This is a genomic window from Streptomyces sp. 2323.1 (genome assembly GCF_900221035.1).
GTDB lineage: Bacteria > Actinomycetota > Actinomycetes > Streptomycetales > Streptomycetaceae > Streptomyces > Streptomyces sioyaensis.
Window position 1 is genome coordinate 747,675 of the sequence record NZ_LT907981.1, and the last position, 16,500, is coordinate 764,174.

1 protein-coding gene is annotated in these 16,500 nt (G+C 69.7%); it reads right to left on the reverse strand.

Going from position 1 to position 16,500, the window contains the following annotated elements; translation table 11 throughout:
• Nucleotides 1-4: 4 nt before the first annotated feature.
• On the reverse strand, nucleotides 5-16,465 hold the full coding sequence (locus CPH93_RS02710; protein ID WP_231977152.1) for a type I polyketide synthase: 16,461 nt from the start codon (nucleotides 16,463-16,465) through the stop codon (nucleotides 5-7).
• Nucleotides 16,466-16,500 lie beyond the last annotated feature (35 nt).

Here is a 16,500-nt window from a genome sequence, read left to right on the forward strand (position 1 = left end):
GGTGTCACTTCTCCCGCGTCATGTCGTTGACGTCGGGGCTGCCGGCGTCGTGGTGGCGGGGGTCGTCTTCCTCGTCCCGGAACTCCTGGAATTCCCCGAGGTCGTCGTAGTCGTAGCCGGATCCGGGCCCGTTTTCGTCATCCGTCGCCCCGGAATCCGCGAGTGCCATGCTGATCAAGGTCTCGGTGTCCATTGCGTCGATGGAGGACTCGGCCCCGTCCGCTTGCTGCGCCGACGAGGCGTCGGCTTCGATACCGGCGAGTTCCAGGAGGCTGTCCATCAGTCCGGCCTCCCGCAGCCGGGACAACGGAATGGCGGCGAAGGCGCTGCGGATGCGGTCCTCGGCCGAGCCGGTGGCCGTCTCGGTCCCGTCGCCCCCGGTCTGCGGGGCCAGCTCGTCCCAGAGATGGCCGGCGACCGCCCGGGTGCTGGGGTAGTCGAAGATCAGCGCGACGGGGAGCCGCAGCCCGGTGGCCGCATGGAGGCGGTTGCGGAGCTCCACGGCGGTGAGCGAGTCAAAGCCCAGGTCACTGAATGACCGGTCGACATCGACGGCTTCGGCCTCGGCGTGGCCGAGTACCGCCACCACCTGTGCGCGGACCAACTCGGTCAGCAGCTCCTTCCGCTCAGCGGCGGGCGTGTCCACCAGACGGGCACGCAGGCTCTGGGCGTCGCCGTGGGACGACTGCGGGACGGATTGCGCGCTCCGCCGTACCGGCGCACGTACCAGACCGCGGAAGAGCGGTGGCAGCTCCCCGGCATCGCCCTGCGCCATCGCGCGGACGTCCAGCACGGCCGGTACGAGGAGCGCGTCGGCCGCGGTGCCGCTCCGCTCGTCACCTGCGAGGACCGTGTCGAAGAGCGCCAGCCCCTGCTTGGCGGAGAGTGCACCGGCACCGGAGCGTGCCATCCGCTGCACATCCGCATCGCTGAGCCCGCCGGCCATACCGCCGTCGTCCGCCCACATCCCCCAGGCCAGCGAACTCGCCGCCAGGCCGGCGGCCCGGCGCTGCTGCGCCAGGGCGTCCAGGAAGGCATTGGCAGCGGCGTAGTTGCCCTGCCCTGGTACGCCCAGTGCCCCCGCGATGGAGGAGAAGAGGATGAATGTGGACAGGTCGAGGTCGCGGGTCAGCTCGTGCAGGTTCCAGGCCGCGTCGGTCTTGGGCCGGAGCACGGTGTTCATACGCTCCGGAGTCAGTGACCCGATGACGCCATCGTCCAGCGTGCCGGCGACATGCACGACGCCGGTCAGGGGGTGCTCGGCCGAGATAGATGCCAGTAGTTCTCCAAGCTGAGTGCGGTCGGCGACATCACAGGCGGCGAGCCGCACAGTGGCGCCGAGTTCGGACAGTTCGGCGCTCAGTTCGGCAGCACCGGGTGCGTCCGGACCTCGGCGGCTGGCCAGCAGCAGATGGCTCGCCCCGTGCTCAGTCACCAGATGACGAGTGACCAGAGCCCCCAGCGCACCGGTGGCTCCCGTCACCAGAATCGTGCCGTCGCCCTCCTCCACCGTCCGTGCCTGTCCGGCGTCGACGGTCCGTCCTACGGCCGGCACCCGGGCCAGCCGGGGAGCGAACAACTCACCTTCACGGACCGCAAGTTGCGTCTCGTCTGCATGCACGGCACGGGGCAGAGCCGCGAGAGAGGAATCCGTGCCGTCCACGTCGACCAGCACGATCCGATCCGGATTCTCCATCTGCGCCGACCGCACCAGACCGCTCACCGCGGCTCCCGCCAGGTCGGTCACGTCAGCGGCTCCTGCCGGGACCGCGCCCTGTGTCACCACCAGGAGGGTCGAAGCGGCGAAACGCTCGTCCGCCAACCACGCCTGGAGGTCTGCCAGCACTCGGTGCGTACGCGCGCGCACCGCAGCCGGGACATCCGCCTCGGCCGCCGTGCTGTCGCCGTCCTCCCCACGCACCGCATCGATGTCAGCCATGGCCGGCAGCACCACGACACCCGCGTCACCGGCGTCGAGCAGTTCCGGCACCGCGGCGGTGCTTCCCACTACGGGAGCCAGCGTCTCCGCCCACTCGGCCGCGCCCGAACCCACCACTACCCACTTCTTGTCGCTACGGCCCGAAGCGGCGGCCGACGGCAACTGCGCCCAGTCCACCCGGTACAGCGAATCGTGGAACTCGGCACGCGCCTGGGCCAGCTGCTCCTCGGAGATCGGCCGCACGTCCAACCGCTCCACCGAAGCCACTGCACGGCCCGCAGCATCCGCCACCTCAAGCGACACTGCCCCAGTGCCCGAGCTCGCGCCTGCGCCCAACGGACGCACCCGCACTCGCAACGCCGAAGCCCCTGTCGCGAACAGCTCCACTCCCGACCATGCAAACGGCAATCCAGCCCGCTCCCCCACAGCCGTCAAACCCACCGCATGCAACGCCGCATCCAACACCGCAGGATGCACACCAAACCCCTCAACACCCACACCCTCAGGCAACACCACCTCAGCAAACACATCCCCACCCAACCGCCAGGCAGCCTTCAGCCCCTGGAAGACAGGTCCGTACGTCAACCCAGCTTCCGCGTACCGCTCATACACGCCATCGACCGACACGGGTACCGCACCCGCCGGAGGCCACACGCCGAGGTCGCCATCATCGGCACCGGCACGCACCGCGGCACCGAGCAGACCCGTCGCATGCCGCAACCACGACCCCTCGCCCGCCGCACCCTCAGCACGCGAATGGATGCTGAAGGTGCGATTTCCCGCGTCATCGGGAGCGTTCACCAGGAGTTGGGTGCGGATCGTTCCCTGCGCCGGAAGCACCAGTGGCGTCTCCAGCGTCATCTCCGACAGCACCGCGCACCCGACCTGGTCACCCGCCCCGATCGCCATCTCCACGAAGCCGGTCCCGGGGAAGATCACGGTGTCACCGATCGCGTGATCGGCCAGCCACGGGTGAGTCCGGGTGGAAAGGCGGCCGGAGAAGAGCAGACCGTCGGAGTCGGCAAGCGTTACGGCTGCTCCCAGCAGCGGATGGCCGCCGGCGTCGGACGCCGCGCCGAACGGCGAGTATCCATCGATCCAGTAGCGCCGGCGTTGGAAGGGGTAGGTGGGGAGGTCGACGGGTTGGGTGGGTGCTCCGGTGTGGAGGGTGGTCCAGTTGACGGGGTGGCCGTGGGTCCATAGGCGGGCGAGTGCGGTGAGGGTCTCGGGCTGTTCGGGGCGGTTGCGGCGGAGGAGAGGGATGAAGTGGTGGGTGGTGTCGTCGGGCAGGGCGGCGGGACCCATTGCGGTCAGGACGGCGTCGGGGCCGATTTCGAGGTAGGTGGTGACGCCGTCGTCAGCCAGAGCTCGTATCCCGTCGGCGAATCGCACGGCCTCACGGGCGTGGGTCACCCAGTAGTCGGGGATGGTCAGCTCGCCCGCTGTGGCGGTGCGGCCGGTGACGTTCGAGACCACCGGGATACGGGGCTCGGAGTAGGCCAGACCTGCCACCACCGTGCGGAACTCGTCAAGCATCGGGTCCATGAGTGGGGAGTGGAAGGCGTGCGAGACCTTCAGGAAGGACGTCTTACGGTCCTGGGTTCGGAGGGTTTCGACGATGGTGTTCACGGTGTCCTGGGCGCCGGAGAGGACGGTGGCGTGGGGGCCGTTGACGGCGGCTATCGCTGCGTCCTGGGCGCCGTCGAGCAGCGCCCGTACCTCCTCCTCGCTGGCTTGAACGGCTGCCATGACGCCACCGTCAGGCAGGGCCTGCATCAGCCGGCCACGGGCCGCCACCAGCGCGCACGCATCTGCGAGGGACAGCACCCCGGCCACGTGGGCCGCCGTGATCTCACCGATCGAGTGCCCGGCGACCACGTCAGGGCGCACGCCCCAGGACTCTACGAGCCGGAACAGCGCTGCTTCGACCGCGAAGAGGGCGGGCTGCGCGTACTCGGTACGGTCGAGCAGAGCGCTCTCCGCCGACCCTTCCTCCGCGAACAGCACGTCCTTCAACGGCCGTTGGAGGAGAACATCAAGGTGCCCGCAGGCCTCATCCAACGCCTGCGCGAACACCGGGAACGTCTCGTACAGCTCACGCCCCATCCCCGCACGCTGCGCACCCTGCCCGGTGAACAGAAACGCCAGCCGCCCCTCAGCCACCACACCCCGGGTAACGCCCGCCGCATCCTCGCCAGCGGCCAGCGCGCTCAACCCGGCCACCAGCTCAGCACGGCCAGCCCCCGCGATCACCGCACGGTGCTCCAGCTGCGCCCGCGTCGTCGCCAGCGCATACCCCACATCCACCGGATCCGGAGCATCAGCACGCTCCAGCAGGCCCGACAGCCCGGCCGCCTGAGCGCTCAGCGCCGCCGCGCTCGCGCCGGACACCGGCCATACGAGCGTCTCAGGGCCGTCTGCCCGTCCCATGACCGGCTGCGGCTGCAGGACGCCAGCCCCGGGCTCGGCATCGGCAAGCTCGGGGGCCTGCTCGATGATGACGTGCGCGTTGGTGCCGCTGATTCCGAAGGACGACACCGCCGCACGCTTCGGCCTCCCGGCCGCCCACGGCCGGGACTCCCTCAGCAGCTCCACCCCACCCGCGGACCAGTCCACCTTCGACGACGGCGCATCCACATGCAGCGTCTTCGGCAGCACACCATTACGCATAGCCATGACCATCTTGATGATCCCCGCGACACCCGCCGCAGCCTGCGTATGCCCGAGATTCGACTTCACCGACCCGAGCCATAGCGGATGCCCGTCCGCGCGGTCACGCCCGTACGTCGCCAGCAGCGCCTGCGCCTCGATCGGATCACCCAGCACCGTGCCGGTACCGTGCGCCTCCACCACATCGACCTGATCCGACGACAGTTGCGCATTCACCAACGCCGCCCGGATCACGCGCTGTTGGGACGGTCCGTTCGGCGCGGTGAGACCGTTGCTCGCACCGTCCTGGTTCACGGCGGAGCCCCGTACCACCGCCAGCACACGGTGACCATTACGCCGCGCATCCGACAACCGCTCCACCACCAGCACGCCCACACCCTCGGACCAGCCGGTGCCGTCCGCCGCCTCGGCGAAGGACTTGCAACGGCCATCACGCGCCAGGCCCCGCTGCCGGCTGAACTCGATGAAGGTGGCCGGAGTGGCCATCACCGTGACACCGCCGACCAGAGCGAGCGAGCATTCGCCGTTGCGCAGCGCCTGGCCCGCCAGATGCAGCGCCACCAGCGACGAGGAACACGCCGTGTCCACCGTCACCGCCGGCCCCTCCAAGCCGAAGGTGTACGCGATACGGCCGGAGACGATGCTGCCCGCGCTGTGACTGGTCGGGTAGTCGTGGTACATGACGCCGGCGAAGACGCCGGTCCTGCTGCCCTTGACGGTCGCGGGGTCGATGCCCGCCCGCTCGAACGCCTCCCAGGAGGCCTCCAGCAGCAGTCGCTGCTGCGGGTCGGTGCTCAACGCTTCGTTCGGGCTGATCCGGAAGAAGGCCGCATCAAAGTCGGCGGCGTCGTGCAGGAAACCGCCCTTGTTCACATAGGTGGTGTCCGGCCGTTCGCCCTGCGGGTCGAAGATCGCGCCGGTGTCCCAGCCGCGGTCCTCCGGGAATTCGGAGACCGTGTCATTGCCCTCGGCTATCAGCTGCCACAGGTCCTCGGGCGACTCCACACCGCCCGGGTAGCGGCAGGACATGCCCACGATGACGATGGGATCGTCGGTGACGGACTCCTCCTGGCTGACCGGCGCGATGACAGGTGCGTCGAGCGTGCCGAGGAGTTCGTCGTGGAGGTAGCTCGCGAGGTCGCCGGCGGTCGGGTAGTCGAAGACGAGTGTGGCGGGCAGTCGCAGGCCGGTTGCGGTGTTGAGGCTGTTGCGCAACTCGACTGCGGTCAGCGAGTCGAAGCCCAGGTCGTTGAAGGCACGGTCGGGCGCGATGGCGGCCGGGGTTGCGTGCCCCAGCACCGCGGCCACCTGACCACGCACCACATTGAGCAGCGCGCGTTCCCGTTCGGCCGGAGGCAGCGCGGACAGCTGCTGGTGCAGCGTCTCGGCGGTGGTGCCGTCACTGACCGCCGCGGTACGGCGAACGGTGGGGACCAGGTGCTGATAGAGGGGTGGCAGTGCTGTGCCCTGCGCCCGCAGCGCATCCACATCAAGACGAACCGGCACCAACGCCGCATCAGCCCGCGCCCCCACCTCGAACAACCTCAAACCCTCAGCCACCGACAACGGCAACACACCACCACGCGCCATCCGCGCACGATCACCCTCAGACAACCCACCCCCCATACCACCCACATCCCCCCACACCCCCCACGCCAACGCCGCACCAGGCAACCCCCCAGCCACCCGCAACTCCACCAACCCATCCAAAAACGCATTCGCCGCCGCATAATTCCCCTGCCCCGGCACACCCAACACACCAGCAGCAGACGAAAACACCACAAACGCATCCAACGCCAAACCCGACGTCAACTCATGCAAATTCCACCCACCCAACACCTTCGGCCGCAACACCCCACCCAACCGCTCCACAGACAACGACCCCACCAAACCGTCATCCAACACACCCGCCGCATGCACCACACCACACAACGGAAACTCCTCAGAAATCCCCGCCAACACCCCAGCCAACTCACCCCGATCCGCCACATCACACGCCACCAACTCCACCGACACCGCACCCAACCCCAACAACGACGAAACCAACTCACCCGCACCCTCCACAGCACCACCACGCCGCGACACCAACACCAACCGCCGCACCCCACACACCGACACCAAATACCGAGCCAACACCACCCCCAAACCACCCGTCGCACCCGTCAACAACACGGTCCCGTCCTCACGCCAGGCCTTGGCTCCCCCGCCTGAGGCCAATGCCGACGCCGCCGGCTCCTCCCCGTTCTCGGATGCCGTGACGACCGCTGCCCGCACCAAACGAGGGACGTACAACACGCCGTCTCGCAGGGCCACTTGGGGCTCGCCAGCGCTCAGCACATCCGACAGGCCGGCTGGCGAAAGCACCTCGCCGAGCGCGTCCACGTCCGCATCCGCGTCGACATCGACATCCGCATCCACGTCGACCAGCACGATCCGGTCCGGATGCTCCGCCTGCGCCGAACGCACCAGACCACACACCGCCGCACCCGCCAGATCAGACACCTCGGCACCACCCGCCGACACCGCACCCCGCGTCACCACCACCAAACGCGACTCCGCAAAACGCTCCTCGACCAGCCACAACTGAAGCGCCGTCAGCACCCGCTCCAGCACACCACCCACAACCGACGGCACCCCGCCGGTGTCCGCACCGGAGCCAGTAGACACACTCTCGCCCGCACCACCGAACGCCCGCAGCACCACCACGTCCGGCGCACCCACCACACCCGCCAGACCCTCACAGTCCACGACAACAGCCGCAGCACCCGACACCCCAGCCGAAACCGAAGCCGAAACCGCCGGCACCCAGTCCACCCGATACAGCGAATCGGGGAACTCGGCACGCGCCTGGGCCAGCTGCTCCTCCGAGATCGGCCGCACGTCCAACCGCTCCACCGAAGCCACTGCACGGCCCGCAGCATCCGCCACCTCAAGCGACACCGCCCCCGCACCCGAATCCGAGCCCGCGCCCAACGGACGCACCCGCACCCGCAACGCCGAAGCCCCCGTCGCGAACAGCTCCACCCCCGACCACGCAAACGGCAATCCAGCCCGCTCCCCCACACCCGTCAAACCCACCGCATGCAACGCCGCATCCAACACCGCAGGATGCACACCAAACCCCTCAACACCCACACCCTCAGGCAACACCACCTCAGCAAAAACATCCCCACCCAACCGCCAGGCAGCCTTCAGCCCCTGGAAGACAGGTCCGTACGCCAACCCAGCTTCCGCATACCGCTCATACACCCCCTCCACCGACACCGGAACCGCCCCCACCGGAGGCCACACACCGAAGTCAGCATCATCCGCACGACCACCACGCACCCCAGCACCGAGCAACCCCGTCGCATGCCGCAACCACGACCCGCCACCCGCCGCATCCCCCGCCGCGCCCTCAGCACGCGAGAACACCCGGACCGAACGCATCCCAGCAGCACTCTCCGGGGCCCCCACCACCACCTGCACCTGCACACCACCACGCGCCGGCAACACCAACGGCGCCTCCAACGTCAATTCCTCCACCACACCACACCCGACCTGATCCCCCGCCCGAATCGCCAACTCGACGAACCCGGTGCCGGGGAAGAAGATCGAGCCGCCCACGACGTGGTCGGCAAGCCAGGGCTGGGTCTGGGCAGAGAGCCGACCGGTGAAAAGGAACCCTGCGGAGTCGGCGAGTGCGACGGCTGCACCCAACAGCGGGTGATCGGTGGCGCCCAGGCCGATGGCTGCCGGGTCACCGTGATCGGTCGGCGTCTGCGACCAGTAGCGGCGGCGCTGGAAGGCGTACGTGGGGAGGTCGACCGCGCGAGCGCCGCTGCCCTCGAACACTGCGGGCCAGCCCACCTCGCCACCTGCGGCGTGCAGGCGGCCCAGCCCGGCCAGCAGCGACCGCGCCTCCGGCCGCCCCTTGCGCAGCAGCGCCACGCACACCGCTCGCTCCGACTCCTCGGTCTCGGCCAGGCAGGTCTGCGCGAGGCCCGTCAGCACACCGTCGGGGCCCACTTCCACGAACCGTGTCACGCCGCGGTCGACCGCGCTGCGCACCCCCTCGGCGAAGCGCACCGGCTCGCCGACATGCCGCAGCCAGTACTCGACGGAGCGCAGCTGCCGCGGATCGGCAACGTCGCCGCTCACGTTGGACACCACGGCCATCTGCGGATCGGCGAACGTCAGCCCCTCCAGCACCTGCCGGAAGTCGGCCAGCATCGGCTCCATCAGCGAGGAGTGGAAGGCGTGCGACACCCTCAGCCGGGACGTCTTGCGGCCCTGACCCCGCAGCCGCTCCGCGACCTCTTCCACCGCCGCCTCGGGACCGGACAGGACGACCGACCGCGGACCGTTGACCGCGCCCAGGCCGACCCCCGCGGCCTCCGCGAGCAGCGGCAGGGTCTCTTCCTCCGTCGCTTCGACCGCGACCATCACGCCGCCGGCCGGCAGGGCCTGCATCAGCCGGCCACGGGCGGCGACCAGCTCGCACGCGTCGGCCAGGGACAGCACCCCGGCGATGTGGACGGCGGCGATTTCGCCGATCGAGTGGCCCATCACGAAGTCCGGGCGCACACCCCAGGAACTCAGCAGGCGGTAGAGGCTCACCTCGACCGCGAACAGGGCGGGCTGGGCGTACGCCGTGCGTCCCAGCAGATCCGCCTCGCCCGCCCCCTCCCGCGCCTGCTCCTGCTCCTGCTCCTGCTCCTGCTCCTGTGACACCTCGGCCGCGAACAGGACGTCCTTCAGAGGCCGTTCCAGCAGACCGTCGAACCGGTCGCAGATCTCGTCCAGTGAGCGGGCGAAGACCGGGTACGTCTCGTACAGCTCACGGCCCATCCCGACCCGCTGCGCCCCCTGTCCGGTGAACAGGAACGCGGTCTTGCCCCCGGGACGCGCCGGGTCCGGTGCGGTGGTGCCGTCCGCCAGGGCACGCAAGCCGGCCACCAGCTCGGCCTTGTCCGCGCCCACTACGGTCGCGCGCTGCTCCAGCGCGCCGCGCAGTGCAGCCAGGGACCAGCCCACGTCTGCCGGACGGAGCTCGTCGTGCTCCGCCACGTACGACGCGAGCCGCGCCGCCTGGGCGCGCAGCCCGCCCTCATCACGCGCGGACACGACCCATGGCACCGCGACATCACTCGACGGCCGGACCGCTGATGAGTCGGCGATCGGGTCCTCGGCATCCGCCGCCTGCTCGATGATGACGTGCGCGTTGGTGCCGCTGATGCCGAAGGACGAGACGCCCGCGCGGCGCGGCCGGTCAGCGTGCCAGGCGACCTCTTCGGTCAGCAGCCGCATCGCGCCCGCCGTCCAGTCGATGTGGGCGGACGGCTCGTCCACGTGCAGGGTCCGGGGCAGCACGCCGTGCCGCATCGCCATGACCATCTTGATGATCCCGGCGACACCCGCGGCACCCTGGGTGTGTCCGATGTTGGACTTGACCGATCCCAGCCACAGCGGCTGGTCGGCGGCACGCTCCTGGCCGTACGTCGCGAGCAGCGCCTGTGCCTCGATCGGGTCGCCGAGGACCGTGCCGGTGCCGTGGGCCTCGACGGCGTCCACCTCTGCCGGGGTCAGCCCGGCGTTGGCCAGCGCCTGGCGGATGACCCGCTGCTGGGCAGGGCCGTTCGGCGCGGTGAGGCCGTTGCTGGCACCGTCCTGGTTCACGGCGGAGCCGCGTACATGCGCGAGCACCCGGTGCCCCTTGCGCCGCGCGTCCGAGAGCCGCTCCACCACCAGGATCCCTACGCCCTCGCCCCAGCCGGTGCCGTCCGCCGCGGCCGCGAAGGCCTTGCAGCGACCGTCGCGGGAGAGGCCGCGCTGGCGGCTGAACTCCACGAAGGCCGCAGGTGAGGCCATGATCGTCACACCGCCCGCCAGGGCGAGATCGCACTCGCCGTTGCGCAGCGCCTGGCTCGCCAGATGCAGCGCCACCAGCGACGAGGAGCAGGCAGTGTCCACCGTCACCGCCGGGCCCTCCAGGCCATAGGTGTAGGCGATACGGCCGGAGACGATGCTGCCGGAGCTGCTGCTGCCGGTGTAGTCGTGGTACACCACGCCGGCGAAGACACCGGTGGCGCTGCCCTTGAGCGTCGCGGGGTCGATGCCCGACCGCTCCAAGGCCTCCCAGGACGTTTCCAGCAGCAGTCGCTGCTGCGGGTCGGTGATGAGGGCCTCGTTGGGGCTGATGCCGAAGAAGTCCGCGTCGAAGTCGGCCGCGTCGTGCAGGAACCCGCCCTTGTTCACATAGGTGGTGTCCGGGCGGGACTCGGTGGGGTCGTAGAGCCGGTCGAGGTTCCAGCCCCGGTCGTCCGGGAAGTCGGTGATGGCGTCGTCGCCGGCGGAGACCAGGTTCCACAGGTCTTCGGGCGAGCCGATGCCTCCGGGGAAGCGGCAGGACATGCCGACGATGACGATCGGGTCGTCGGCGAGCAGCGCGGTCGACGGCAGGACGGTGGCGGCGGCCACGTCTCCGGAGACCTCGGACAGCAGATGGTCGGCGAGGTCGCCGGCGGTCGGGTAGTCGAAGACGAGCGTGGCGGGCAGTCGCAGGCCGGTCGCGGTGTTGAGGCCGTTGCGCAGCTCGACTGCGGTCAGCGAGTCGAAGCCCAGGTCGTTGAAGGCCCGGTCGGGGGCGATGGCGGCCGGGGTCGCATGCCCCAGCACCGCGGCCACCTGACCACGCACCAGGTCCAGGACCGCTTCGTGACGGTCGCCTTCGGCGAGTGCGGCGAGCCGTTCGCCGAGCGAGCCGGCCGCGGCGATCGAAGTGCGTGCGGTGGCCTGCCGACGCGCCGGACGTCCGGTGAGACGGTGGAAAAGGGGTGGCAGTGCTGTGCCCTGTGCCCGCAGCGCATCCACATCAAGCCGTACCGGCACCAGCGCCGCATCAGCCCGCGCCCCCACCTCGAACAACCTCAAACCCTCAGCCACCGACAACGGCAACACACCACCACGCGCCATCCGCGCACGATCACCCTCAGACAACCCACCCCCCATACCACCCACATCCCCCCACACCCCCCACGCCAACGCCGCACCAGGCAACCCCCCAGCCACCCGCAACTCCACCAACCCATCCAAAAACGCATTCGCCGCCGCATAATTCCCCTGCCCCGGCACACCCAACACACCAGCAGCAGACGAAAACACCACAAACGCATCCAACGCCAAACCCGACGTCAACTCATGCAAATTCCACCCACCCAACACCTTCGGCCGCAACACCCCACCCAACCGCTCCACAGACAACGACCCCACCAAACCGTCATCCAACACACCCGCCGCATGCACCACACCACACAACGGAAACTCCTCAGAAATCCCCGCCAACACCCCAGCCAACTCACCCCGATCCGCCACATCACACGCCACCAACTCCACCGACACCGCACCCAACCCCAACAACGACGAAACCAACTCACCCGCACCCTCCACAGCACCACCACGCCGCGACACCAACACCAACCGCCGCACCCCACACACCGACACCAAATACCGAGCCAACACCACCCCCAAACCACCCGTCGCACCCGTCAACAACACCGTGCCCTCGCTGGCACCCAGACCCTTCAACCCCTCGGCAACGCCCACGGCGGGCAGACCTGCCCGCACCAGGCGAGGAACGAGCAACGCGCCCTTGTGCAGGGCGAGTTGCGGCTCCTCCATGTCCAGCACGTGCGCTAGGACGGCAGGCGAAAGCGCCTCGCCGAGCGCGTCCACGTCCGCATCCGCGTCGACATCGACGTCCGCGTCCACGTCGATCAGCACAATCCGGTCCGGATGCTCCGCCTGCGCCGAACGCACCAGACCACACACCGCCGCACCCGCCAGATCAGACACCTCGGCACCACCCGCCGACACCGCACCCCGCGTCACCACGACCAAACGCGACTCCGCAAAACGCTCCTCGACCAGCCACACCTGAAGCGCCGTCAGCACCCGCTCCAGCACACCACCCACAACCGACGGCACCCCGCCGGTGTCCGCACCGGAGCCAGTAAACGCACCCTCGCCCGCACCACCGAACGCCCGCAGCACCACCACGTCCGGCGCACCCACCACACCCGCCAGACCCTCACAGTCCACGACAACAGCCGCAGCACCCGACACCCCAGCCGAAACCGAAGCCGAAACCGCCGGCACCCAGTCCACCCGATACAGCGAATCGGGGAATTCCGTCCCACCTCCGCCGACCAACTCTGCTGCCTGGAGGGGGCGGAGGGTCAACGACTCGATCGAGGCAACCGCCTCGCCGGCGGTGTCGGCGATCTCCACGGCCACGCTGCCCGTGCCCAGCGGGGAAAGCCGCACCCGCAGCGCGGACGCACCGGTGGCGTGCAACGACACGCCGCGCCACTCCGCACTCAGTCGCAGTTCCACTGCCGAGTCGTCATCGGGTGCGGCGTCCAGCAGCGCCAGACTCTGCACCGCAGCGTCCAGAGCTGCCGGGTGAAGTCCGAACCGCTCCGCGTCCTTCGCCGCCTGCTCGGGCAGCACGACCTCGGCGTACAACTCCTCGTCATGGCGCCAGGCAGCCTTCAGCCCCTGGAAGACCGGGCCGTACGTCAATCCCGCGTCCGCATACCGCTCATACACGCCATCGACCGACACCGGAACCGCCCCCACCGGAGGCCACACGCCGAAGTCGGCATCGTCGGCACCGGCACGCACCGCGGCGCCGAGCAGACCCGTCGCATGCCGCAACCACGTGGCATCCCCCGCCGCATCCTCAGCACGCGAGAACACCCGGACCGAACGCATCCCAGCAGCACCCTCCGGGGCCCCCACCACCACCTGCACCTGCACACCACCACGCGCCGGCAGCACCAACGGCGCCGCCAACGTCAGCTCCTCCACCACACCGCACCCGACCTGATCCCCCGCCCGAATCGCCAACTCGACGAACCCGGCCTCCGGGAAGACCACGGCCCCTTCGGCAGCGCGGTCGGCCAGCCAGGGGTGGCTGCCCGTGGAAAGACGTCCGGTGAACAGCGCACCGTCCGAGTCGGCCAGCATCATCGCCGCTCCCAGCAGCGGGTGATCGGCGGCATCCAGACCGATCGAAGCAATGTTGCCGACGGTTGCGGTGCTCTTGATCCAGTAGTGCTGACGTTGGAAGGGGTAGGTGGGGAGGTCGACGGGTTGGGTGGGTGCTCCGGTGTGGAGGGTGGTCCAGTCGACGGGGTGGCCGTTGGTCCATAGGCGGGCGAGTGCGGTGAGGGTCTCGGTCGGCTCAGGGCGGTTGCGGCGCAGGAGGGGGATGAAGAGGTGGGTGGTGTCGTCGGGCAAGGCGGCAGGAGCCATAGCGGTCAGGACGGCGTCGGGGCCGATCTCCAGGTAGGTGGTGACACCGTCGTCGGCCAGAGCTCGTATCCCGTCGGCGAAACGGACCGCCTCACGGGCATGGGTCACCCAGTACTCGGGAGTGGTCAGCTCGCCCGCTGTGGCAGGGCGGCCGGTGACGTTGGAGACCACCGGGATACGGGGCTCGGTGTAGGTCAGACCCGCCACTACCGTGCGGAACTCGTCGAGCATCGGGTCCATGAGCGGGGAGTGGAAGGCGTGCGAGACCTTGAGGAAGGACGTCTTACGGCCCTGGGCCCGTAGCTCCTGAACCACCGTGTTGACGGTGTCCTCAGCTCCGGAAACAACCACCGCCCGGGGTCCGTTGACGGCGCCGATCGCCGCGTCCTCGGCACCATCGAGCAGCGCCCGCACCTCCTCCTCGCTGGCCTGAACAGCCGCCATGACCCCGCCCCCGGGCAGGGCCTGCATCAGCCGCCCACGGGCAGCCACCAGCGCACACGCATCCGCCAACGACAGCACCCCGGCCACATGAGCCGCCGTGATCTCACCGATCGAGTGCCCGGCCACCACGTCTGGACGTACGCCCCAGGACTCGACAAGCCGGAACAACGCCGTTTCGACCGCGAACAGGGCGGGCTGCGCATACTCGGTACGGTCCAGCAGAGCGCTCTCCGCAGCCCCGTCCTCCGCCGCGAACAGCACCTCCTTCAAAGGCCGTTGGAGAAGACCGTCAAGGTATCCGCAGACCTCATCCAGCGCCTGCGCAAACACCGGGAACGCCTCATACAGCTCACGCCCCATCCCCACCCGCTGCGCACCCTGCCCCGTGAACAGAAACGCCAGCCGCCCCTCAGCCACCACACCCCGGGTAACGCCCACCGCGTCCTCACCAGCAGCAAGCGCGGTCAACCCGGCCACCAGCTCAGCACGACCCGCCCCCGCGACCACCGCACGATGCTCCAACTGCGCCCGCGACGTCGCCAGCGCATACCCCACATCCACCGCATCCGGAGCATCAGCACGCTCCAGCAGGTCCAACAGCCCGGCCGCCTGAGCGCTCAGTGCCGTCGCGCTCGCGCCGGACACCGGCCACAGCACCGATTTCGTGACTGGGCGGCACGCCGGAAGCGACGGCTCGGCGGGTTCCTCGGCCGGAGCCTCTTCGAGGATGACGTGTGCGTTGGTGCCGCTGATTCCGAATGAGGAGACGCCGGCCCGGCGCGGGGTCGTAGCGTCCCACTCCACCTGCTCGGTCAGCAGCCGGACCTGACCGGCGGACCAGTCCACCTTCGAGGACGGCTCGTCCACATGCAGCGTCTCCGGCAGGATGCCGTGGCGCATCGCCATGACCATCTTGATGATCCCGGCGACGCCTGCCGCAGCCTGCGTGTGCCCCAGGTTCGACTTCACCGAACCCAGCCACAACGGACGCCCCTCCGCACGGTCCCGCCCGTACGTCGCCAGCAGCGCCTGGGCCTCGATCGGGTCACCGAGCACCGTCCCGGTACCGTGCGCCTCCACCACATCGACCTGGTCCGACGACAGGCGGGCGCTCGCCAACGCGTCCCAGATGACGCGCTGTTGGGACGGACCGTTCGGCGCGGTGAGGCCGTTGCTCGCACCGTCCTGGTTCACGGCGGAGCCCCGTACCACCGCCAGCACCGGGTGACCGTGGCGCCGCGCGTCCGACAAACGCTCCACCAGCAGCACGCCGACGCCCTCGGACCAGCCGGTGCCGTCCGCGGCCTCGGAGAACGCCTTGCAGCGGCCGTCGGCCGCCAGACCGCGCTGTCGGCTGAAGGCGACGAAGGGACCCGGCGTCGCCATCACGGTGGCGCCGCCGGCGAGTGCGAGGGTGCACTCGCCCTTGCGCAGCGCCTGGATCGCGAGGTGCAGCGCCACCAGGGAGGACGAGCAGGCCGTGTCCACCGTCACGGCCGGGCCTTCCAGGCCCAGGACGTATGAGATGCGGCCGGACAGGACGGCTGCGTTGCTGCCGGTGGCCATGTAGGCCTCGGCCTCTTCCGGCAGTTTCAGGTCGAAGTAGGTCTGGCCGTTGGTGCCGACGAAGACGCCGACCCGGTCTCCGCGCATCGCGTCGGGGGCGATGCCGCCGCGTTCGAAGGCCTCCCAGGACGCTTCGAGGAGCAGCCGCTGCTGCGGGTCCATCGCCAGCGCCTCACGCGGCGAGATGCCGAAGAAGGCCGGGTCGAACTCCGCCGCGTCGTAGAGGAAGCCGCCCTTGCGCGGGTAGTCCGTGCCGTCCCCCGCAGTGGCCGCCGTACCGCCGTCCGAGCCGGTCAGCGACTCCGACCCCGGTACGCCGCCGGTGTCCCAGCCGCGGTCCTCGGGGAAGCCCCCGATCGCGTCGGCCCCTTCGGCGACCAGCTGCCACAGGTCCTCGGGCGAACGTACCCCGCCGGGGAGGCGGCAGCTCATCGCGACAATGGCGATGGGCTCCTGTCCGGCGTTCTCGATGTCCCGGAGCTGCTGCTTGGTGGCATGCAGGTCCGCGGTCGTCCGCTTGAGGTAGTCGAGCAGCTTCGCTTCGTTCACGTTCGCCATGAGGGCCTCGCCATGTGTCGTTTCCC